The organism is Lewinella cohaerens DSM 23179 (assembly GCF_000379805.1).
Lineage (GTDB): Bacteria > Bacteroidota > Bacteroidia > Chitinophagales > Saprospiraceae > Lewinella > Lewinella cohaerens.
In genome coordinates this window covers 48,779-69,914 of record NZ_KB903540.1, presented here as the reverse complement: position 1 = coordinate 69,914, position 21,136 = coordinate 48,779, and the positions used below count along the sequence as shown (strand labels likewise).

Here is a 21,136-nt window from a genome sequence, read left to right as displayed (position 1 = left end):
ATTCTCTGAGTTTTTTGCAATAACCGACACGCTTGAAATGTAAGGCTTAGTCAATTATTACAAAAACGAATGGAAAATTTATTTTTGTGCTGTTTCAAAGATACTACTTTTACAGGCATGAATCTCGAGCAGCTCAAAATCATCTCGGCAGGTGCCGGCAGTGGAAAAACATATCGCCTAACCCAGGAAATGGTCGCCCTACTACAAGGTGGTCATGCCCAGCCTAGCGGAATTATAGCTACGACCTTTACTCGTAAAGCTGCTGCTGAACTGCAGGAACGGGTGCGCGTCAAGCTGCTCAGTAGTGGCCTGACCAAAGAAGCCGACGAGCTCACCAATGCTTTGATTGGCACGGTTCATGGCTTGGGTGTGAAATTACTCAAGCGCTTTGCCTTTGAAGCTGGTGTTTCTCCGCAAGTAGATATTCTCCCCGACGGCGAGCAGCAACAAATGTTCAATCAAGCTTTGGCTGCTACCCTCCAGTTGGAACTGATCGAAGAGATGGACGAACTTTCTGATCGCTTGGGGCTCACCAAACGAACAGGCTTCTTTGATTGGCGTAAAGAGGTTCGTCAGCTGGTGGACGTCGCACGTGCCAATGATTTCTCGATCACCGATTTGCAAAAAAGTCGGGACCTCTCTTGGGCTTCTTTTGCTGAATTCCTCCCTGCCGCTGGAACAACGACTAAAGAAGAGGCTCACAAGCAACTCGCAGAATCGCTAGAGGATACCATCTACGCATTAGACAACGGCGAAGACACCACTAAAGTGACCAGTACCGCTAAAGATCGACTGCGTAACTTCCGCCGGGAAATACAACTGCGAGGCTATCTCTATTGGCACCAGTGGGCTACTATCGGGAAGCTGGGTGTGGGAGCCAAAAGCCGCGAAATAGTAGAACCTCTGCAAACTTTTGCCTGGACACACCAGGAATTACCCGCTTTTCAGCAAGACATCCGCCAATTTATTGCTGGGCTTTTCGATACCGCAGTATCGGCGCTTCAGGAATACGACGAGTACAAAAAACGGCGCGGCCTAATTGACTATACTGATATGGAAGTATTAGTCAGTAGACTCTTGAATAATGAACAGGTGCGAGATGTTCTTCGTGCCGAATTGGACCTCTTAATGGTAGACGAATTTCAGGATACCAACCCCATCCAATTGGAAATTTTTCTAAAGTTATCGCAGTTGGCTAAACACTCCGTATGGGTGGGTGATCCCAAGCAGTCGATCTATGGCTTCCGGGGAGCAGAACCCCGGCTGATGGCTGCGATCATTGATGCCGCAGGAGGAATCAAACAAGAAAATATACAGATCAAATCCTGGCGTTCACGTGCTGATTTGGTAGACATGGTGAACGCTATCTTCTGCCAAGCTTTTGAGCCAACGCCTCCTGAACAGGTCGCGCTGGAAGCGGTACGGATACCCGCAGGAAACGAAAATAGCCCCGCCGAACCTGCGGAGATGGAAGATGCTATCATCCATTGGCATTTTTCACCAGAGGAGGGTCGCCGCGCACCAGGTAAACCGTGGATAGAAGAATGTATCGCGCGGACCTTGCAAGAATGGCTCGCGAGTAAAGTCATCATTCAGCCCAAAGGAACCAAAGGTTTTCGTCCGGCCCAGCCCGGAGATGTAGCCATTCTTTGCCGTAGTAATCGTGATTGTGCTACGGTAGCAGAATCTTTACATCGGGCAGGCTTAAAAGCGGCTATCGCTCGGGCGGGTTTGTTGGCTACTGCCGAAATTCGCTTGGTGCTTGCTTGTTTGAAGTACATTCTACATGCAGACGACTCGCTTTCTGTTGCTGAAATTCAGGTATTAGCTGCCCGCCTACCGTTGGAAGAGATCGTAGAGGATCGGCTTGAGTATTTGGAAAAACATAAGGAAATTCCTTATTACAAGCGCCCCAACTGGGCTGAGGAGAACGGTTATATTAAAAAATTAGACAAGCTTCGTCCGGAGCTGGCTGAAGCCTCCGGGGCCGAGACCCTCCATCAGGTATTGGAAGAGTTGGACCTGCGCCGCTGCATTGTTGTTTGGGGAAACAGCGAGCAGCGCCTCGCTAATGTTGACCAACTGCGCAAACTGGCTCTGGAATACGAAAACAACTGCAACAATACCCATACCGCTGCCAGCCTTAGTGGTTTTCTTTTGTGGCTTAACCAGCTTTCTGCGGATGAAACAGACCTCCAGGGTGCAGGAGAAGATCCGCAAGCAGTCAATGTACTTACTTACCACCGTAGTAAAGGTCTTGAATGGCCCGTCGTCATCTGTCATAATCTAGAGCAAAATCTCCGAGCTGATCTATGGGGTGTAGATCTGGTAGCTGAACAGGAAACGGTAGATTTGACACAAGTATTGAAAGGCCGTTGGCTTCGCTACTGGGTGAACCCTTACGCCGATCAATCAGCACGAACCCCACTCCTGGAAGCATTGAGTACGAGTGAAGCACAAAAAAACAAAACAGCGCAGGCTTTGGCCGAAGAAGCACGTCTGATGTATGTGGGGCTGACCCGCGCACGGGACTACCTCATTTACCCGACTCAGGAAGGCCGATCGAGCAAGTGGCTCAATCGGGTGTGGAGTAAAGGCGATGAATCTATTCCTGCCCTGGATGCCACTACCTCTGACACGCCTTGGGAGTGGAAGGGGCGTTTTTTGGATAAAACCATCCGTGCGCAGACCTATCCCCGCCAGTTTCCTGTGGCGGAATCAAAGTATAAGGCTTCCCGTTTTATGCCGCCGGTTTTTGGGGAACAAGAACACCCTCTTGCTGTAATGGAAGCCGTTGAGATACTCGCTCCGCTCGGCACAAATACAACTTGTGGAGATAACTATACCTATTTTGCCTCGCTGCAAGAGGAGGAAATCAGGCCCGAGGTGCTGGTGAAAGTCCAGGAACACTTTCTCAAAGCGAGCGCTTACCTCAAGGAAAGTAGTCAGCGTCGCTTGCTGGCTCGTGAGCTTAGTCTTCGTTTTGGTTTACCGGACACTTTCGATACAGAACAGTTGGTAGAGCAAGCCGCGGCATGGGAAGCCTGGCTGGAACAGCAGTTCCCACCTTTATTTGAGTGTTTTTCCAGCCAGACTATTCACTGGTCGAAGGAGGGGCGCACCTTTCGTACGACGGTGGGTTTGGTCATCGAAACGCCAACACAACGGGTTTTTATTCAGTACAATCCCTTCACGGGAGGAGACCACCAACGGCCAGCCTTGGACACGGGCCACCAGTTGTTGGCTGCCGGGCTGGCCTGGGAAGCCAGTGGCAAAGGAAAAGTCGATCAATATTGGGTACATTTTGTAGGGAAAGGAGAAGTGGTGGAAATTTTGCAGGAGAGGCAGGCTTCCTAAATAGCAATAGTGTTATTTAGAAAGCCTGGGATTAGACGAATTTAAGAATCCTTACCAACGATAAGTCACTGCTACCGCAGCACTCAGTTGTACATCTTTAAGATCCTATAACTTCAGCCGCTTAAAAAGCGCCTCCTTATACGACTTACTCACCCGAAAAGTCTTTCCATCTTTCATCTTTGTGACGACATCTCCGGCACCGGTGTGTTGGATTTCGGAAAGAAAATCTGTATTAATAATGGTAGATCGGTGAATACGGATGAAGTTGGGCTTGCCCAGTTGCTCCAGCATATTGGTCATAGATTCGCGTAGTAGCAGGCGCTTGCTCTCGCTGGTATACACTTCTATGTAGTAGCCGGAAGCTTCGATGTAGCGAATGTCTTCTAGTTGTACCAAGCTGATTTTACTACCTTGTTTCAAGGCCATCGGCTCAGGTTTTTCCTGCTGCTTTTGTAGGTAATTAACCAATTCTTTTAACTGATCTACTCGCTGCTCTTGCTCCTCTTCCTGTTGCAATTGTTGAATCGCTTTATCAAGAGAAAGATAGAAGCGCTCATTCTTAAAAGGCTTGAGTAAATAATCAAAAGCGAATATATCGAAGGCTTGAATGGCGTATTTGTCGTATGCGGTTATGAAGATGGTCAATGGCCAGCTGTTTTCAGGTAAGGACTGCAGGACGTCAAACCCCGTCATATCTTTCATCTGAATATCCAAGAAGATGAGGTCTGGCTGGTGTTCTGTAATAGCCTGGATAGCTTCTTTACCGTTGCGGCACTCTTGCATTATTTCAACATCACTACGTGTTTCCAATAGCTTGCGTACCCGTTGGCGGGCTAGTGCTTCGTCATCAATGATTAATGTTCGTGTCATTCTTTTTTTCTTATTGGTATTGCCACTTCACTGATTACGCCAGGATGGGTATTGTATACATCGAAGCGAAAATCTTTGTCGTACATGGTACGCAGGCGTTCACGGGTATTTTGCAAACCCGTTCCTTGTTCGAAAATGGCCTCTTTTTCTTCTTCCAAAAAACCTTGTCCGTCATCGCTAACCCTTAAGATCAGATGGCCGTTTTCACGGGATGCTGCAATTTTTATTTTTAACTCCAGGTGATCCGAAGAGAACCCGTGATGAATAGCGTTTTCTACCAATGGTTGTAATAATAATCCTGGTACTTTTACATCGGTTACGGTTTCGTCAATCTCCCAGTCTACACTAAGGTCTTCGCTGAATCGCATTTTTTCAATGTCTACATAGCGCTGTAGTAAAGACAATTCATCTTTGAGGGTCACTTTTTGGGTGTCTTTCCAGTCTAATACTTTTCGTAACAAATCAGCCAAGTCAACAATCATCACTTGGGCCTTTTTTACATCAATATCCATCAGGCTGTTTACGCTATTGAGGGTATTGAAAAGAAAGTGTGGGTGCAACTGGGAACGCAGCATTTTCATGCGTGCTTGTAGCACTTTGGTTTCCATTTTTGATTGTTGCAACTGGTTTTCGTTATCCCTGCGTACATAATAATAGGTGTAGGTCACGGCTACGGCTAGCAAATACACCATTGTCAGAGTATTTGCATTGAGGAGGTAACCGTAGACCAGGTCGTCCACGTTTTGTTCGCAATCCTGAAATACCTGACAAAACCATAGGGCTACCCGGCCAAAGACAAAATACCAGCAAAAAGTAATGGGTACGACCATCAGCATGTGTGCCACAATGATGCGGAACCCTGGCCAGTTTCTTCTTAGGAAATACCGTGAAATGGTAACGATAAGGTAAATAAAGGTGAGCCCTACAATGGTAGCGATGAGGCGGTCGCGGATTATTTCGCTACTTGGACTATTTAAATTATCCAAATAATTGAGCGCATAAACACGGGTAAGTGTTGTCAATTGGATAAAGGCATACATAATACCTATACCAATGAGGAGGGGTTTGCCCGACCAAGCTTCAGCTGGTTGATGTTTTGGTGTTTTGGCCAAAATAGTTATTGCACTTAATTATGAACGGTTTCTTACAAATTACCCCAAAATTACGGGAATTAGTAAAGGTGGACTATTTTATCGCTGCGCTCCGGCTTCATTTGGCTGCAAGCACTTCCTTGTTCACAGCATCGGTCCCTGTCCTTTAAGCAAAAGTTTTATGTTTGGTGAGAAATCAAGTGTATTCTGAATGTATATGTATAAGTGGCAAAAGCCGGAAATCACCTGACAAATTTATCTAAGACTGTTTTTGGGGAAGAATACTTTACTTTATCCCCTTGGTTTTTAGCCAACTTTACTAAAACCAGGCAAGCGACCGTATATATAATACGTGTCGCTTGCTTTTTTTTGCTTATTGCCGGCGGTATATAAAGTTCTCTGAGCTTCATCCGAGAAAAAGGGTCGTTCATCGAAAGGCAATTCCATTCACTCCCAATTTGGTGGTATTCGTCGCATATTTTGAGCAGTTCAGGTAAAATTATTGGGGGTAAGGGGCAATTACATGCATCTTTGTTGCAACCAATGAGGGAATGACCTCGTCTATTGTTTGAACCCGATTATAAAAAGGAAGTGTTAGAAGCACTTCTTAACCCGACTGAAATTATGAAAGCCCGATTCCTGTATCCAGCAGTACTGCTTGTACTGTTAGGTGGACTGTTTATGTCTGCTGCACCCGAAACAACTGCTACTGTCAAAGGTCAACAAAGTTTTTTTGACCGCCTGGCTACCCCTAACGACATCACTCGTTTTACTTTAACTTTCGATATTGATGGGCTTCCAGACATGAAGCGTTCGGAAGATTACTTCCCGGCTACATTTTCTCATCAGGGCGAAAATTGGGATGCTAAAGTTAAAGTTCGCGGTCGTTACCGTCGCCGGGTATGTGATTTTCCGCCTCTTAAGTTGAAGTTATCTAAAGACATGTTGGAAGCAGCTGGCTTACAGCGCCACAACAAGTTTAAGTTAGTAACGCACTGTTCTGATAACTTTGATAATGCCGACAACGTTTTACGTGAGCAATTGGCCTATGATATGTACCGTCTGATTACTGGGGAAGGTTTTCGCACCCAGCTTGTTCAAGTAACTTACCGTAATGCCAAGACTGGCGAATCTGTAGAACGCTTTGGTATTCTGATCGAAGATACTGACGAAATGGCGCAGGCCTTGGGAGGTGAAGAATGTGATGAATGTTTTAACTTGTCTCAAGAAAAGTACGTGCCTGGCAACCTTGAGCAGGTCGCTTTGTTCCAGTACATGATAGGCAACGCGGATTATAACGTGAAAATTCCTCGCAATGTAAAGCATGTACAGCAGCAAGCTGGAGGACAGTTTAAAATTGTTCCTTACGATTTTGACTTTTCTGGCTTGGTAGATGCAGAATATGCCATACCTAACCCCAATCTTGATCAAAGCCACATAAAGCAAAGAATGTGGATATGGGAATTTGCGGCAAGTAGCAATACGCTTGATACGACTGTTCAGCAGTTCTTATCCAAAGAAACAGCGGTAATGCAGTTGGTAGACAACTACCCTCATTTGAGTAAATCCAGCAAGCGACAAGTCACTAAATATCTAGGTGATTTTTACGACAGCTTACAAGACGGTAGTTTTATGGCAGGCGTGTAATAGATGTAATGATAATTGACTAAAAGAAAGGGTAGAAGGACATTGCGCCTTTTACCCTTTCTACATTTTTATGATTGGGTGCCGGGGATAGTAGCATAGGACAAGAGGTGCGGTAGCGCTAAAAAAAATCCGGATTCAACAAAAAAAACGATTCCTGCTTGTACCATTCCAAGGGTTGTTCTATCTTTGCGCATGGAAACAATACAAGCTCAGTCCGACAAATTTATAGGTGAAGGGCTCACCTTCGACGACGTCCTGCTCGTCCCTGCTTACAGCGAAATTCTACCCCGCGAAGTTGACATTTCTACCCAGCTTACACGCTCGTTGCGGCTAAATGCGCCGATTTTATCAGCAGCTATGGATACCGTTACCGATAACAAACTTGCCATCGCCCTTGCGCGGATGGGGGGTATTGGTATTATCCATAAAAACATGACCATTGAGGAGCAAGCTGAAATGGTACGTAGTGTAAAGCGTAGTGAGAGTGGTATGATCGTTGACCCGGTTACACTTAGTGCTTCTGCTACGGTAGGGGATGCTCAAGCGTTGATGCGCCGGTTTAAAATTGGTGGAATTCCTATTGTAGATGACAATCAGCGACTAGTAGGTATTCTTACCAACCGTGACTTGCGGTTTGAAGAAAATATGGCAAATTCAGTAGAGTCTTTAATGACGTCTAAGAATTTGATTCTTGCCCCGGTAGGAACCACACTGGATCAAGCCCGTGAGATTCTCCAGAAGCATAAGATTGAAAAATTGCCAGTGGTCGAAAATGATCGCCTTGTGGGACTTATAACCTATAAGGATATCATGAAGGTGCAGGATTTTCCTAATGCTTGTAAAGATGCACTTGGCCGCTTGGTCGTTGGTGCCGCAGTAGGTGTTACACACGACATGATGGACCGGGTAGAAGCACTCGTTAAAGTAAACGTAGATGTTATCTGTTTGGATACCGCTCACGGTCATTCCAAAGGTGTATTGGATGCAGTTCGCCATGTAAAAAGCACTTATCCCGACCTTCAGGTGATTGGCGGTAATGTTGCTACCGGAGCAGCAGCCTTGGCATTGGCTGATGCTGGTGCTGATGGCGTAAAAGTAGGTGTAGGTCCTGGTTCTATTTGTACTACCCGGATTGTAGCCGGTGTAGGTGTTCCTCAGCTTACGGCCATTCGCCAGGCAGCTCTTGCATTGAAAGGGCGGGGTATTCCTATCGTTGGTGATGGAGGTATTCGCTACTCTGGTGATATCGTCAAAGCACTTGCTGCTGGTGCCAATACCATTATGGCTGGTAGTTTGTTTGCAGGCGTAGAGGAAGCACCGGGAGAAACAATTCTTTATGATGGTCGTAAATTCAAAGTATACCGAGGAATGGGCTCTTTAGGCGCAATGAAAAAAGGGTCTAAGGATCGCTATTTTCAAGACGTAGAAGACGATATCAAGAAGCTGGTTCCTGAAGGTATTGAAGGGAGAGTTCCTTATAAAGGAACGCTTGCAGAAGTTGTTAATCAGTACCTAGGTGGATTACGTGCCGGTATGGGATACTGTGGTGCTCCTACGATTGATGTCTTGCAGGAAGCACGTTTTGTGAAAATATCTAATGCGGGTATGACGGAAAGCCATCCGCATAATATCACGATCACAAAAGAATCGCCTAATTACTCAAGAAGGTAATTAAAATAGGAGTCACTCTGGATCTTGGCTTAGGCCAAAATTCGGGATGACTCCTATCTGTTTTGTGTCGTTTTTTACTCTACGACCAAGCTCTGATTACTCACCTGTTTGGTCAGTTTTGCACCATTACTATTGATAGTAGCCACCGACTGGCGGTTGGCTTGAACGTTGATCACGCCAGACTTCAAGTCTTCCGCATTAACAATGGACTGTGTGTCGAGTGATAAATCAAAATCATCGGCATTGCCACTCAAAGTTAAGATGCTCTGACTTTCTACTTCTGCATCTAGGTCCTCTACATCTACTTCTAATGCGACGATTGATTGTGAACTGATCGTGAGGTCTAGGTTTCGGGCTGCAAAAACGCCTTGGCCGTTAATGATAACTGATCCGGTGGTTTCAAGTGCTTCCAGCTGTGTTACGGTTACCCTTACTTCAGGAGTGTCTTGGTTTTTGCGGTAACGGGCCATGATAACGAGCGCTTTACCATTTACTTCCCAGTTTACCTGGTTTTCTCCTTTAAGGATGGTCACGCCAGGTTGTTCGCCGGCTACAAGCTCAATAATTACAGGGCCATCAATTTCAATTTGAGTGAAGTTATTCACTTTGCTTTGAGCGATGAGGGCAACGGATAGTAGCATGAACGTGTTTAAGAGCCAAATTTTCATATTTCTTGGGTATTAATTAGTTTTGTAATAAGATCAAGCAAAAAGACAGTAGGTAAAAATCATTAGTTGCAAAACCAGAATGCATATGACTATTCTTTCTGCTGGCTTTTACTGTCGTGAAGATACGGTGCAAATTGCAAAGGAGCTTATTGGTAAGGTAATCATCACGGAATTTAACGGTTTGCTTACCAGTGCACGGATTGTAGAGACGGAAGCTTATAAAGCTCCTGAAGACAAAGCCTGCCACGCTTACCTCAATCGTAAGACCAAGCGTACGAAAACGATGTTTCTCCCCGGTGGGGTAGCTTATATCTATCTTTGTTATGGCATCCATCATCTGTTTAATGTGGTTACAGGGCCAGAGGGGGCAGCTCATGCGGTATTGATCCGGGCGGTAGAACCTCTAGCCGGACAGGAAATCATGCTCCGACGACGAGGGCTAGATAAACTTAAGCCACAATTAAGCGCTGGCCCGGGCGTTATGTCAAAGGCTTTGGGGATTGAAAAAGCTTATGATGCGATCTCATTGACCGAGCCTAAGGGACTCATTCGGATCGCTGACGCTCCAGTACTTCCTTTTTCTGAAATTATTGCCGGGCCTCGAGTTGGTATTGATTATGCAGAAGAATGTGTAGATTGGCCTTGGCGATTTTACCAGCGTGATTGCCCCTGGGTAAGCAAAATCCGCAAGAAAAAGTCCTGAATTATGCCTCTGATAGAGGCCGAGAAAACTTACATATGTACAAATATTTTTTTTACTCCTTCCTTTTTTTAGCTCTGAGTAGCTCTACTCTGACAGCTCAAGATGTTGAATATCAATACTCTAACCAGACTTATGTAGATCATTTACAGACCATTGTTTTTGGTCCTACGGGGTATCCTCATCTGTTTCCTGTGATTACACTGGATGGTGATGAAACACTTTCCCTTAGTTTCGATGACATGGAATCTGATGTACGCAACTATACCTATACGGTTATCCATTGCGATCGTGATTGGCAGCGTTCCGGACTGGCACCGTTAGAATATATTAATGGTTTTGAGGAAGAGAATATCCCTACTTTTAATTTCTCTTCCCGCACATTACAAAACTATATTAACTACTCGCTTACATTTCCTAATCGCAATATGTCGGTGACCAAGTCGGGGAATTACCTCCTCGTTGTTTTTGAGGATGAAGATGAAAAGCGGGCTGTAATAAGCCGCCGTTTTGTGGTTGCAGATCGCCAAGTAGGTGTCAGTGCTGAGTTTGTTCGCCCTATGGAAGTTAGTAAGATTCACACTCACCAAGAAGTCGATTTTGTTGTTAATTTTCAGCGACTGAGTGTTCGCAACGCTATGGCTGAAATGAGTGCTTCGGTACTTCAGAATCAACGTTGGGATAATGCCATTACGGGTATCAAGCCCAAATTTCTTTCTGCAGATCAGGCGATTTTTGATTATCAGGGGGAGATTGTTTTTCCTGGTGGTAGTGAATTTAGGCTTATTGACTTGCGAAGCTTACGGATTCCTCATCGGGATATTGAATATCTCGATGTGAATACCGATAACCAAATGGAGGCTGAACTTCTGCCGGTTATCAACAGATCCAAAGCGCCTCATTTATCCTTCATTGATTTTAATGGACGGTTTTTGATTGAAAACCTGGATATGGCTATTGCTGATTTACAGAGCGAATATGTTTATACGCTAATTACGTTCAAGGCTGATGAACCACTTTTCAACGATCATGTCTACCTGTTTGGTGCTGTCACGGAATGGCAGCTTAAAGAAGAGTACCGGTTTCGCTACAATCCGGCTATCTCAGCTTATGTTGGTCGCTTCCCGTTTAAGCAGGGTTATTATAATTACTATTTAGCTACAGCTCCTTCGAATTCCGATCCCAAGCAGCCGCTGGTTCCGTCAATCATAGAAACGGAAGGCAGCCATGCTGATACCGAAAACGATTACCATGTATTGGTTTATTATCGTCCTTTTGGTACTCGCTACGATCAGGTTGTTGGCTTTTTACAGATAAATTCTCAGCAGACAAATTAAGATTGCTTATTTTTTGCTAGCGAAAACATGTTTTTCAGCGTGGTAGCTCGAGCGTACAAGTGGGCCACTTTCAACCATGTCGAATCCTTTTTCGAGACCTACTTCTTCGTACATTTTGAAAATATCGGGGTGGATATACTCTGCTACTTCCAGGTGCATTTTGGTAGGTTGCAGGTACTGGCCAATGGTGAGTACATCACAGCCGTGGGCCACGAGATCGTCCATTATTCTCAAAACTTGTTCTTTGGTTTCGCCGAGGCCTACCATGATACCGCTTTTGGTACGTTTGCCGAAGTCTTTGGTGCGTTTGATCTGCTCAAGACTACGGGCGTATTTGCCTTGGGGGCGCACCTTGCGGTAAAGCTCTTCAACGGTTTCCATGTTATGTGATACGACCTCTTGTCCTCCTTCGATCATACGTTCGAGAGCATCCCATGTAGCTCGTACATCGGGGATGAGAGTTTCGATAGTGACGTGAGGGGTACGATCTTTAACCTGGACAACGGTTTGATACCAGATTTCTGCTCCCCGATCCTTTCGCTCATCGCGGTTGACGGAAGTGATAACGGCGTGTTTTACGCCCATCAGGTCAATGGCTTCTGCCACGCGCCTTGGTTCATCTTCATCATACTCAGGTGGCCGACCAGTTTTGACGGCACAAAAGCTACAGGAACGTGTACAAGTGTTGCCTAGAATCATAAATGTAGCAGTACCAGCACCCCAGCATTCTCCCATGTTGGGGCAGCTTCCACTTTGGCAGATAGTATGCAACTGATACTCATCAACCAGTGAGCGTACCTTTTTGTATTTAGGTCCGATAGGTAGTTTAACTCGCAGCCAATCTGGCTTTTTGCGTCGGGCTTCCTTGGATTCTACTATTGGTAATTCCAGCATGAATGATTGTATTTGTCGGCGTCTATCGCACTGCAAAGTTAGGCAAGAATTGCCAAAAAGCTCTTACTTGTCTTTGTAAATACGCTGGAGTAGGCAAAAAGTTTAGCGATACTTATACTCCACTGTCGCTTAGTGTACTAGAGAATAGAGCGTCAAGCAGAGGGCTAGCCGTTACCAACGCTTACCGAGTTGCAGGTTTAAATAAAGATTAAAAAAGATAGGGCTGTTTTGCAGGTGGGGTACTTCTGGGCTTTCAATCATAATTGGCAGGTCTTTGAAATAAACATCGACCTGTATACCGGCTTCGAAAGCTTTTACGAGTTCATCAAATGCACCCCAGTCAAAATGTGCTGCTGCTTTAGCGTGGAAACCGGGCATAATGGCCAATTCATTCAGTCCCTTCGAAAAGGAAGCTGCGCCGATAATGCGACTGAGGTCAAGAAAAATGTTTTCGTTCGCATCACTGTAACGTTCTTCGCTAACATAAAACTGGGTAGAACCAGAGCCAGGGTCACGTGAGCGTAGTACCTCTAGGTAATAAGGCTTAACCAGGCCAATATTAGCACCCAACTGGTAGCTCATGCCAATGGCTAATCCACGAGTTTTGGCTTTCTCCGAAAAATAACGTTTCTCGCCAATACCTGCTCTTAAGACGAAAGCGCTATTTTGTTTGCCATAAATGAATGCACGGGAAACGCGGTTAGAAGGTCCAAACTGGAAATCAAAACTTTGGCGATATTCTTGAGGGTGACGGATGTCTCCAAATTCGAAATTGTAAAAACGAGTCCGGTCATAACTCTTGAGTTCGCCGATATTAACACCAAATGCAAAAGAACGAGGGGTGAGTAACCGAAAGTCAAAGCTCAACTCCTTGTTATAGACGATACCTACATTGGCATCATTATAGTAGTTCTGTCCGGCAGGTAATGATTGCTGAGCAATAGCATAGCAGGCACTTAAACTAAATAGTAAGGAGAAGAAATATTTCATAATGACCAAGAGCTGTTATCCATGTAATTTACTATAAATTAATGAGTCTTGTTGGATAATTGTTCTCTGATCAGTACAGAACCTGCAATAAATGACGGTAAATGGACGCTTTTATTCCGGATTGCTGAATGGCCTCAGTAATTTACGAGCAATTCCTTCGAAGAGCTCTTCTACATTTTCGCCAGTACGAGCACTGGTAAAAAAGTGAGGTTGGGTTTGTGCGCGGATATCTTTTAGGGTTTGATCTGAAACCAGATCCTTCTTGTTGCCAACCTTTCTGATTAAAACATTGGGCAATACAGAGTTGATATAGACCAGATCATCTTCTAAGCGGCTAAATGTAGCCGGCCGACTAAGGTCAAAAACATAAATAATGGCACTAGCCCCCAAAAAATAGGAGCGAGGAACCTTCTCCTGGGAAACTTCTCCTGCCAAGTCCCATATTATCAGGGATATTTCCTCTCCATTAACAATGACACTTTTTTTATCTACGCGAACACCAATTGTTGTAAGGTACTTTTCATTAAAAGTATTGGTAATAAAGCGATTAAAGAGAGAGGTTTTTCCAACCCCAAAATGCCCGGTAATGACTACCTTTTTACTGATCATTGCGGCAAGGCTTTGTAGGGTTTAATAAAATAAGCATCTAGTTCTTTTTGCATGTGAGCATAAAAAGCAGGTTCTGGTTGTTGCAAGTCATGATTAAGTTCACGTGCAGCAAACGCCAATATTTTTTCTGCCAATTCATCACGTTCTTGTTCGCTAATCGTACCTGCGATAGCTAGTGCAATGTAGTAATTAAAAAAGTTATGAACCATTATTTCATAATTACCATATTGGATGCCTCGGAGTTCTTCGTCTGTTCGCTTGAATGCATCTTCCACAAAAGCCTTGATCGCTGTTAGCATCCCGGCGATCATGTCTTTATCTGCCGTTTCTGTAGAGGATGCACTGCCTAGTAGTAGACCTGACTCGTGACTGATGATATAGACTTCTTCTACAATAGATGGGCGAAGGTCAATAATGATTTCATCTGCTGTTTTACGTTTCCAAAAGCGTAAATAGGAGTAAGACTCTTTGAGTACCTGATCAAGGCGCTCGCGGAGTAAGCGAAATTCGTTGTTGATGTATTTTCTGATGAGTAAGCCTAAACGGGGGTACAAGATGTTGATAAGCTCATCTTGCTTTTGCCGCATCCGCTGGTCGACAATTTTTTGAACAACTTCGATGTATGGAGCAGGGAAGTTTTCTTCAAGCTCCTTCATGTGAGCAGTAATAATGGGGTTGATCCGCTTGGACAATTCTTCTTTGCTCTCTACGATATGCTTTACCTCAGCTACCGACTGGCGGTCTTTGCTGAGGAGTGCATCCCGAAGACGTTCCAAAAGAATTTTATCCTGCGTTGATCCTGTTGTGCCCATAATCCTGTTTGCTGGTTAGCGCTTGAGTTCTTGTCCCAAAGAAAGGAACAGTGCGCTCAACGACTGGCGATCGTCGTTCATTTTGTTTTCGAAATGAGTGGCGAGGTGAGTACTTTTTTGTTGTAGCAGCTCGTCTAGCGCTTTGATACGTTCATCAAGCGCTGCTTCTTTGGCCTCCAAGGATGCTTTTTGCGCCTTGAGTTCAGCTTCTACTATTTCGAAACGTTCATTGTATTCACTAATAATTTCGCCCATCAGAATATCTCTGATGGTCATCAATTCAGTGAGGGAGGTAGGTTTTGATGTTGCCATGCACAGTGTGTTTTTACAGAAACTAAGGGCTTGTTGGAATAACAGTATTTTTTTTGACAGGCCTCTTTATGGAAGCAAAGTCTAAATATTCCGACAGGCTCTAAAGTAAACATTTTTTATAAAATTAAATCTAATGGCTTCGCTTTTGGGGGCTAAATGCTTAAAATTGAGGTTATGGAGGCAATTTTCTATTGTGAGAAGCCTAGTGCAAGGCTTACTTATATTGTGGATTATGTTTTTACTCATTTGCTGGGTCTTAAGGTGCGTGTGACGCATCAGGCTATTGACTATCAGTCTTTTAACGGGATTCACTGCAATTATTCAGGTGCGCCTATTTGTAGTAAAGAAGTGCATATTAAACCTCACGGCCTACTCCATGAGCGAGGGATTAAAGAACAGTTTGTTACTTCTTTTCTTGTTGGTGATCAGCCTGCTTTTTTTGCTTCTGGCCCGGGCTATGATCTTCCTTTTGACGTGTTTTCTGCAAGTTTTTTCCTTTTGAGCAGGTATGAAGAGTATTTCCATTTTGAACCAGATATGCATGGTCGTTTTCCTGCTAGAGCTTCTTGGGCGGCGCGTAATAATTGCCTTGGATATCCTGTTTTATGGGAATGGAGCAAGCTTTTGAGAGCTGTATTTTCGCAAAAACACCCTCGTTGGCAACCGAAACCTCCCGGGTATGTCTTTGTGCCAACCTATGATATTGATTTACCTTGGGCTTACCTCCATCGTGGATTGCGAGGCTGGGGTAGAGTAGGTTTAGATTTGCTGAAAAGAGACTGGCGGCAGGTGCATGCACGTTGGCAGGTTCAACGGCAAGGTAGGGCTGATCCTTTTTTTACCTTTCCGCGTTTGCAAAAACTACATAATGACACTGGTATCCGTCCCCGGATTTTTTGGTTGTTGGCCAATAGGACGCGCGAAGATATCAATCCATCCTGGAAGCTAGACGCTTACCAAAAGCTGATCAAGGAGGTCAGCGAATGGAGCGATCCTGGTATTCATCCTTCTTATTACAGTTGGCAAGCTACGAGTATCATTGAGCGTGATAAAAAACGCTTGGAAACGATTACCGCCTCGGAAATTACTCATAGTCGGCAGCATTTTTTACGATTACGCCTGCCGGATACTTACCGGGCATTATTGGCTGCTGGAATCCGCCATGATTATTCGATGGGCTTTGCCGCAGAGCCAGGTTATCGAGCAGGAACGACAGAGCCTTTCTTCTGGTATGACCTGAAGGAGGATAAAGTGACTGAGCTGTTGGTTCATCCTTTTGGGGTAATGGATGTAACACTTAAACAATATTTGGGGTATTCCGCCGAAGAAGCTGTCGGGGCGTTGAAAGATATGCAGGAGTATTGCGAAAAAGAAGGATTGGAGTTTTGTACGCTTTGGCACAACAGTAGCTTTTCCAGCCTTCACGGATGGGATGGCTGGTGGGAGGTTTATGAAGGATTACAAAAATGATCATAAGAAAAGAATAATGAAGAGGAAAAAGTTTAGCGGCCCTCCATCTTTACTACGGCTTGCTTATCTTTAGCCAAAATAAATACATTTTATGCTCCATTTATTGAGTGATACTCCTTCTGTTGCTAATCAATACGTCGCCCAGTTGCGAGATGTTAATGTTCAGGCAGACAGTATGCGCTTTCGCCGGAATATGGAACGGTTAGGGGAGTGTATCGGGTACGAATTGAGTAAAGAGCTCAATTATGTAGAATATTCGATAGAAACTCCGTTGGGGCAAGCACCTACCGAATTGCCTGCAGAGGAACTCGTGCTGGCAACTATTTTGCGAGCAGGTTTGCCGTTGCATCAAGGCTTGCTTAATGTATTTGATGATGCAGGAAATGCCTTCGTTTCGGCTTACCGAAAACACCATAAAGACGGAACTTTTGAAATAGAAGTTGAATACCTCAGTTGTCCTGATCTGGAAAATAAAGTATTGATTGTTTGTGACCCAATGCTGGCAACTGGTGCCAGTATGGTATTAGCGACCCAAGCCTTGTTAGCTTACGGAAAGCCTAGTGCTATTCATTTTGTAGTTGCTATTGGTGCGCGCCTGGGCTTGGAGCATTTACAACGTAATTTCCCTGATGCTCACATCTGGCTAGCGGCCCTCGACGAAGAGCTAACCGCCAAAAGCTACATCGTACCGGGCTTGGGTGATGCTGGCGATTTGAGCTATGGCGCGAAATTGCAGGATTGATCAACGGGAACTTTTATACTTCGGCAACCCTAGGTTTGTGATTTTTGTCTTGCTCTTTTTTCATCCGGCGGCGTTAAAAAGCCTCGCCTTAGCTTAGGCTATGGCTACTTTTTTTGCCTTGCCAGCTAAAAAAATAGCGTTGCCAAATTTTCACAAACCTAAGCTTGCCGAAGTATAGATAACTATCTGGTTTATGAGCGTGTTGTTCTTTCCGTTAGCATCGGACGGAACTGTCTCTGCATTTTACTAAACACCAACCTATGCCTGCACCTCAAAATTTTCAGGTCCACCTTTCAGGGATCATCAATTTATTAAGTGATCACCTGTACAGTAGTGACCAGGTTTTTGTCCGTGAGTTATTGCAAAATGCAGTGGATGCCTGTAGTGCAAGATTCGTACTAGAGCCGAATTTTCAACCATCTATTAGTTTCACCTTTTTGCCTGACACCTCTACCCTGCAAGTTCGGGACAATGGTATTGGGCTAAATGAAGAAGAGATTACGACTTTTCTGAGCAGCATAGGTGCAAGTAGCAAAAGGGAGTTGGGCGCTCAGAGAGAGCATTTTATTGGCCAGTTTGGTATTGGTTTACTCTCTTGTTTTATGGTGTGCGAGAATATTGAGTTGCAAACACAGTCGTTCGCTGGTGGGCCAGCCTATAAATGGACGGGGTCAGAAAACGGTACTTTCCAAGTAGAGGAGATTCCGCCATTGGAAGAGGCCGGGACATTAGTGAACATTCAGCTCAAGCCTCATAAAGCGAAGAAATTCGATGCGGAGAGTATACCTCGGTTGTTAAAGCATTATGGTCAACTTTTGGCTTATCCCATCGATTTTTACACATTCCTCGATGGACGGGAAGTAAGTGAGCAAATCAATACACGGTTTCCTTTCCCAGAGGATATAAAGGCTGCAATTAGTAATGATCGGCAGGAGTTGCTTCAGTACGGAAAGGACCTTTTTGGGTTTATGCCACTTGATGTGATTGCACTGGAGACACCTTCGGGTGATACACAAGGCATGGCTTATATCTTGCCTCATGAATGCAATCCTGGTAGCCGGCCGATGCACAAGGTGTACCTCAAGCGGATGTTGTTAAGTGATAAAATAGATGACATCTTACCGCCTTGGGCTTTCTTTGTACGTGCGGTTATCAACTCCTCTGAATTGCAGCCAACGGCTTCGCGCGAGCGTTTTTATGAAAATGAAACCTTAGAAAAGGTACGGAAATCACTTGGGCGATGTATTCGTTCTTATCTTATTCGTCTTCATGACAATGATCCTGTTATTAGAGACAATATTTTCTTTAATCATCAAAACGCCATCAAGCAGATGGCAGAGCATGATGAGGAACTTTACCGCATTATGATTCCTCATTTTACCTTCCCAACAAGTGGAGGACAGATAACGATACGTGAATACCGGCAAAAAAACGAGATCATACGGCATGTTTATGACTTGGATGAATACCGTAAGATTGTCTCTTTGGCCAAACAATCTAATGACTTGATTATTTTATCCCGTTATAATAATGATCGTAAGTTGCTAGAACGCTTGCCGCTTGTATATGAAGGGGTGAAGATTGAACCTATAAGTACGATGTACTTTATGGATCGCTTTGGAGAATTATCTTTTCAGGATCAAGCCCGATGGGCCGATTTTTTAGCCACCGCCAATGAGGTACTCGACGAGTATGGCTGCCGGGTACAGCTTAAGTATATTTCGCCAGATAACTTACCTTCCATTTTGAATGTTACCCAAATGGGGCTGATGAAGCGAGGACTTTTACAGGCAGATACTGACCCCGAACTTCCACAGCTCCCCGGTGTTTGGTCGAATATAGCCAACGCACTTCACCAGGGCTCAGGGCAAAATGCCAGTCTTTTTCTAAACATCAACAATGAATTGATACAGCAGTTGTTAACCATAAAAGCATTGGAGACGCAGGAGATGTTTGTGAAATTTCTGTACCTGCAAGCGCTGATGCTAGGGCGTTATACCCTGATGGAGGAAGAATTGGCCATGCTCAATGATGGAATAATGAAACTCATGCTTGCCCATTCCTAAAAATTAGTCAGAGAATCAAACTATCAAGCTCATGATTTTGGATGCGTTCGATGATATTGCCAGCAAGTATCCCCATTTGGGTAACCATTCTCTTTCGGGTGATATGGAGGAAAATATCCAGTTTTTGCTGAAAGGGCAAGCCCTTAATGCACCAGACGGAGTAGATGGTTTGGAGTTGGGCGTTAAGATCGCCGGGATGTTACTCTTTTTGACGGTTCGTACGCAATATACTGATCTGGGTTTACCTGCACTTAATTACTTACGTAGCTATTACGGTCATCCAGCAGCGCCGGATGAATTAGGGGATGAACTTGCAGCCTATCTAGTGGAATACCTTCCCTATCTGGCTGAAGTGATGAGTATTAGTAGGGGACAAATGGAGGAGTTAATTGCCGATGCTCGGGTTATAATAGAAGGGAGTAAAACGCAGGTAGAATTGCTTTCTTGTTATGAATTGTTGGCACTCAAAGCGATGGGCCAAGCCGAGGAAGCAGAACGCAGATCGAAAGAATTGCGAGCGATTGGTTGGAGCAAGGAAGCAACAGGATGTAAAAGTTGTAATCAAACCATAAAGGTAAATGTTGCCCTTGCCTACGATGATTTGGAGCAAGCTCATCAGCTTACCGACCAGTGGATGAGCAAAGAAATATCCAGTTGTACGCGCGGGCCACAGGATATTCTTGGGGAAATGGCATGGCGCAGTTGGCAATCAGGGGCTACTGATTTGGCACGTTTGTACGCTAATGAGCAGGAGAAATGTTTGCTTGAATCGCAGAAGATGTACACTCGCAAGGCTGTTCTGCCCTTGCTGGAATATTATGTCGCTACCGAAAATTGGGAAAAGGCAGATCATTGGTTCAATGAGTTGGCAGAGGGGCTGTTTTCTACGGTCTTTGCCCTACAGCGGTTGCGGTTTCTTAAGGTGAGCTACGAGTTGATGGATCATTATGAAGCGATAGAGAAAACCGAGCTGTTTTTCCCAGAAAAAATAGCGCCTATCCCATTACAAGCTAATGGGCTATTAAGCGTAAGTGCTTTTAAAGAATGGTTAGTTCAAGAAAGAGATGCGTTAGCCGAAATAATTGACAAAAGAAATAATATTTAGCGCCCCAGGCAACCCCTGTTCCTTCGAATCCGTGTAGTAAGTAAAAAGCAAGATTATGAATCGTATATTATGCTTTAGCTTACTCTTCTGTTTGGCTACATCTTGCCAGAAATCTATCCTACAGGAGGCACAGAATGTTGAAGAAGTACAATTAGCAAATTACTATCTGGATCTGGATATCCGTAATATAGACTATATGAGTGCCGATGATCAGGATGTCACTCATGTCGATGCGGATCAGGACCTTGATTTTGAGTTCACGTTTAAAGAGGTGGCCTCTTTAGATCGATACCTCTACTTTGCTAGCAACCAAAATATCTCGTCGGATTCTCTTGCCATCATAGGCAATATTCGTTTTATACAGTCGCCAGGGTCGGCTTTTCCTGAGGATCTTTTTGACCTGGAATTTGTTCTGACGGAAGCGCTAGAAAATTTAGCGCAAAATGCTGATGGTACCTATGTTTATATTGATAAACAATTACTAGCAAATCGTTTGGTGACCGAAAACTTTGGAAATAACAGCTTGTTTGCGGGTTACAATGTCAACCAGATGATGCTTACACTTCCGCTACCGCAGGAGCCCTTGCCTGGATGGGGAGACATGGTGGTTTCGAGTAACGGCTTCTATTTTCCGCATGAAGTCCTTGATTTTTCGGAGGTTAGCTATCTTGCTGAAGAGGACGCGATTGTTGTTGGAGGAACCTTTGAGGTAGAGTTGAAAGTCATGAGCTGTGGGTTTTATTCTTTTTATTCCGTCCAGGAGGCCTCTTTTCGCGCACTTATTCAATAATAGAT

At 44.5% G+C, this 21,136-nt stretch carries 18 protein-coding genes; 10 read left to right on the top strand and 8 right to left on the bottom strand.

Translation table 11 applies throughout. The annotated features are described in order from the left end of the window. The first annotated feature begins 69 nt into the window (after nucleotides 1–69). A complete protein-coding gene (locus A3EU_RS29995; RefSeq protein WP_020536031.1) occupies nucleotides 70–3,357 on the top strand; it encodes a UvrD-helicase domain-containing protein in 3,288 nt (1,095 codons plus the stop codon). A gap of 105 nt (nucleotides 3,358–3,462) precedes the next feature. On the opposite strand, the gene A3EU_RS0110055 is transcribed toward A3EU_RS29995, so the two are convergent. Beyond that, the gene (locus A3EU_RS0110055; protein WP_020536030.1) at nucleotides 3,463–4,227 is read right to left on the bottom strand and encodes a LytR/AlgR family response regulator transcription factor; all 765 of its coding nucleotides are present in this window, start codon (nucleotides 4,225–4,227) and stop codon (nucleotides 3,463–3,465) included. Next, nucleotides 4,224–5,339, bottom strand: a complete 1,116-nt coding sequence (locus tag A3EU_RS32675; RefSeq protein ID WP_020536029.1) for a sensor histidine kinase — start codon at nucleotides 5,337–5,339, stop codon at nucleotides 4,224–4,226. The genes A3EU_RS0110055 and A3EU_RS32675 overlap by 4 nt, the downstream gene beginning before the upstream one ends. 603 nt (nucleotides 5,340–5,942) lie before the next feature. Here A3EU_RS32675 and A3EU_RS0110040 point away from each other — a divergent pair. Together A3EU_RS0110040 and guaB are read left to right on the top strand one after the other, a co-directional pair. After that, nucleotides 5,943–6,965, top strand: a complete 1,023-nt coding sequence (locus tag A3EU_RS0110040; RefSeq protein ID WP_156825720.1) for a CotH family protein — start codon at nucleotides 5,943–5,945, stop codon at nucleotides 6,963–6,965. Nucleotides 6,966–7,157: 192 nt separating this feature from the next. Next, complete coding sequence (guaB, locus tag A3EU_RS0110035; RefSeq protein ID WP_020536026.1) at nucleotides 7,158–8,636, top strand: IMP dehydrogenase; 1,479 nt, start codon at nucleotides 7,158–7,160, stop codon at nucleotides 8,634–8,636. Between the two features lie 74 nt (nucleotides 8,637–8,710). On the opposite strand, the gene A3EU_RS0110030 is transcribed toward guaB, so the two are convergent. Then, nucleotides 8,711–9,304 (bottom strand): GIN domain-containing protein, encoded by a 594-nt coding sequence (locus A3EU_RS0110030; protein WP_020536025.1) that lies wholly within the window; start codon nucleotides 9,302–9,304, stop codon nucleotides 8,711–8,713. 85 nt (nucleotides 9,305–9,389) lie between these two features. Between A3EU_RS0110030 and A3EU_RS0110025 the strand changes: the two genes are divergently transcribed. Together A3EU_RS0110025 and A3EU_RS0110020 are read left to right on the top strand one after the other, a co-directional pair. Then, complete coding sequence (locus A3EU_RS0110025) at nucleotides 9,390–10,007, top strand: DNA-3-methyladenine glycosylase (RefSeq protein ID WP_020536024.1); 618 nt, start codon at nucleotides 9,390–9,392, stop codon at nucleotides 10,005–10,007. A gap of 35 nt (nucleotides 10,008–10,042) precedes the next feature. Next, nucleotides 10,043–11,341 (top strand): type IX secretion system plug protein, encoded by a 1,299-nt coding sequence (locus A3EU_RS0110020; RefSeq protein ID WP_020536023.1) that lies wholly within the window; start codon nucleotides 10,043–10,045, stop codon nucleotides 11,339–11,341. A 6-nt stretch (nucleotides 11,342–11,347) separates the two neighbouring features. On the opposite strand, the gene lipA is transcribed toward A3EU_RS0110020, so the two are convergent. The 5 genes from lipA to A3EU_RS0109995 form a co-directional block, all read right to left on the bottom strand. Next, nucleotides 11,348–12,235 (bottom strand): lipoyl synthase, encoded by an 888-nt coding sequence (gene lipA / locus A3EU_RS0110015; protein ID WP_020536022.1) that lies wholly within the window; start codon nucleotides 12,233–12,235, stop codon nucleotides 11,348–11,350. Between the two features lie 171 nt (nucleotides 12,236–12,406). Further along, nucleotides 12,407–13,225 carry a hypothetical protein gene (locus A3EU_RS0110010; RefSeq protein ID WP_020536021.1) on the bottom strand — a complete coding sequence of 273 codons (819 nt, stop codon included), beginning with the start codon at nucleotides 13,223–13,225 and terminating at the stop codon, nucleotides 12,407–12,409. A 111-nt stretch (nucleotides 13,226–13,336) separates the two neighbouring features. After that, on the bottom strand, nucleotides 13,337–13,834 hold the full coding sequence (locus A3EU_RS0110005; protein WP_020536020.1) for a Rab family GTPase: 498 nt from the start codon (nucleotides 13,832–13,834) through the stop codon (nucleotides 13,337–13,339). Next, entirely contained in the window at nucleotides 13,831–14,646 is an 816-nt protein-coding gene (locus tag A3EU_RS0110000) for a hypothetical protein (RefSeq protein ID WP_020536019.1), read from the bottom strand. Before A3EU_RS0110000 ends, A3EU_RS0110005 begins: the two co-directional genes overlap by 4 nt. A gap of 15 nt (nucleotides 14,647–14,661) precedes the next feature. Next, nucleotides 14,662–14,958 (bottom strand): hypothetical protein, encoded by a 297-nt coding sequence (locus tag A3EU_RS0109995; RefSeq protein ID WP_020536018.1) that lies wholly within the window; start codon nucleotides 14,956–14,958, stop codon nucleotides 14,662–14,664. Between the two features lie 174 nt (nucleotides 14,959–15,132). On the opposite strand from A3EU_RS0109995, the gene A3EU_RS29985 reads away from it, so the two are divergent. From A3EU_RS29985 to A3EU_RS0109970, 5 genes are all read left to right on the top strand, one after another. Further along, nucleotides 15,133–16,428, top strand: coding sequence for a polysaccharide deacetylase family protein (locus tag A3EU_RS29985; RefSeq protein WP_156825719.1), 1,296 nt, complete (start codon nucleotides 15,133–15,135; stop codon nucleotides 16,426–16,428). A 91-nt stretch (nucleotides 16,429–16,519) separates the two neighbouring features. Then, nucleotides 16,520–17,170, top strand: a complete 651-nt coding sequence (upp, locus tag A3EU_RS0109985) for a uracil phosphoribosyltransferase (protein ID WP_020536016.1) — start codon at nucleotides 16,520–16,522, stop codon at nucleotides 17,168–17,170. Between the two features lie 260 nt (nucleotides 17,171–17,430). Next, complete coding sequence (locus A3EU_RS0109980; RefSeq protein WP_020536015.1) at nucleotides 17,431–19,236, top strand: HSP90 family protein; 1,806 nt, start codon at nucleotides 17,431–17,433, stop codon at nucleotides 19,234–19,236. A gap of 31 nt (nucleotides 19,237–19,267) precedes the next feature. Next, nucleotides 19,268–20,341 carry a hypothetical protein gene (locus tag A3EU_RS0109975; RefSeq protein ID WP_020536014.1) on the top strand — a complete coding sequence of 358 codons (1,074 nt, stop codon included), beginning with the start codon at nucleotides 19,268–19,270 and terminating at the stop codon, nucleotides 20,339–20,341. Between the two features lie 55 nt (nucleotides 20,342–20,396). After that, nucleotides 20,397–21,131, top strand: a complete 735-nt coding sequence (locus A3EU_RS0109970; protein WP_020536013.1) for a hypothetical protein — start codon at nucleotides 20,397–20,399, stop codon at nucleotides 21,129–21,131. The last annotated feature ends 5 nt before the right edge of the window (nucleotides 21,132–21,136 follow it).

Coding starts and splice junctions, on each gene's coding strand:
- A3EU_RS0110030 (WP_020536025.1), bottom strand. CDS start 9,304: ATGAAAATTTGGCTCTTAAACACGTTCATGCTACTATCCGTTGCCCTC.
- A3EU_RS0109975 (WP_020536014.1), top strand. CDS start 19,268: ATGATTTTGGATGCGTTCGATGATATTGCCAGCAAGTATCCCCATTTG.
- A3EU_RS0110055 (WP_020536030.1), bottom strand. CDS start 4,227: ATGACACGAACATTAATCATTGATGACGAAGCACTAGCCCGCCAACGG.
- A3EU_RS0110005 (WP_020536020.1), bottom strand. CDS start 13,834: ATGATCAGTAAAAAGGTAGTCATTACCGGGCATTTTGGGGTTGGAAAA.
- A3EU_RS0110040 (WP_156825720.1), top strand. CDS start 5,943: ATGAAAGCCCGATTCCTGTATCCAGCAGTACTGCTTGTACTGTTAGGT.
- lipA (WP_020536022.1), bottom strand. CDS start 12,235: ATGCTGGAATTACCAATAGTAGAATCCAAGGAAGCCCGACGCAAAAAG.
- A3EU_RS0110000 (WP_020536019.1), bottom strand. CDS start 14,646: ATGGGCACAACAGGATCAACGCAGGATAAAATTCTTTTGGAACGTCTT.
- A3EU_RS0109995 (WP_020536018.1), bottom strand. CDS start 14,958: ATGGCAACATCAAAACCTACCTCCCTCACTGAATTGATGACCATCAGA.
- A3EU_RS0110010 (WP_020536021.1), bottom strand. CDS start 13,225: ATGAAATATTTCTTCTCCTTACTATTTAGTTTAAGTGCCTGCTATGCT.
- A3EU_RS29985 (WP_156825719.1), top strand. CDS start 15,133: ATGGAGGCAATTTTCTATTGTGAGAAGCCTAGTGCAAGGCTTACTTAT.
- A3EU_RS0110025 (WP_020536024.1), top strand. CDS start 9,390: ATGACTATTCTTTCTGCTGGCTTTTACTGTCGTGAAGATACGGTGCAA.
- upp (WP_020536016.1), top strand. CDS start 16,520: ATGCTCCATTTATTGAGTGATACTCCTTCTGTTGCTAATCAATACGTC.
- A3EU_RS0109970 (WP_020536013.1), top strand. CDS start 20,397: ATGAATCGTATATTATGCTTTAGCTTACTCTTCTGTTTGGCTACATCT.
- A3EU_RS29995 (WP_020536031.1), top strand. CDS start 70: ATGGAAAATTTATTTTTGTGCTGTTTCAAAGATACTACTTTTACAGGC.
- guaB (WP_020536026.1), top strand. CDS start 7,158: ATGGAAACAATACAAGCTCAGTCCGACAAATTTATAGGTGAAGGGCTC.
- A3EU_RS0109980 (WP_020536015.1), top strand. CDS start 17,431: ATGCCTGCACCTCAAAATTTTCAGGTCCACCTTTCAGGGATCATCAAT.
- A3EU_RS0110020 (WP_020536023.1), top strand. CDS start 10,043: ATGTACAAATATTTTTTTTACTCCTTCCTTTTTTTAGCTCTGAGTAGC.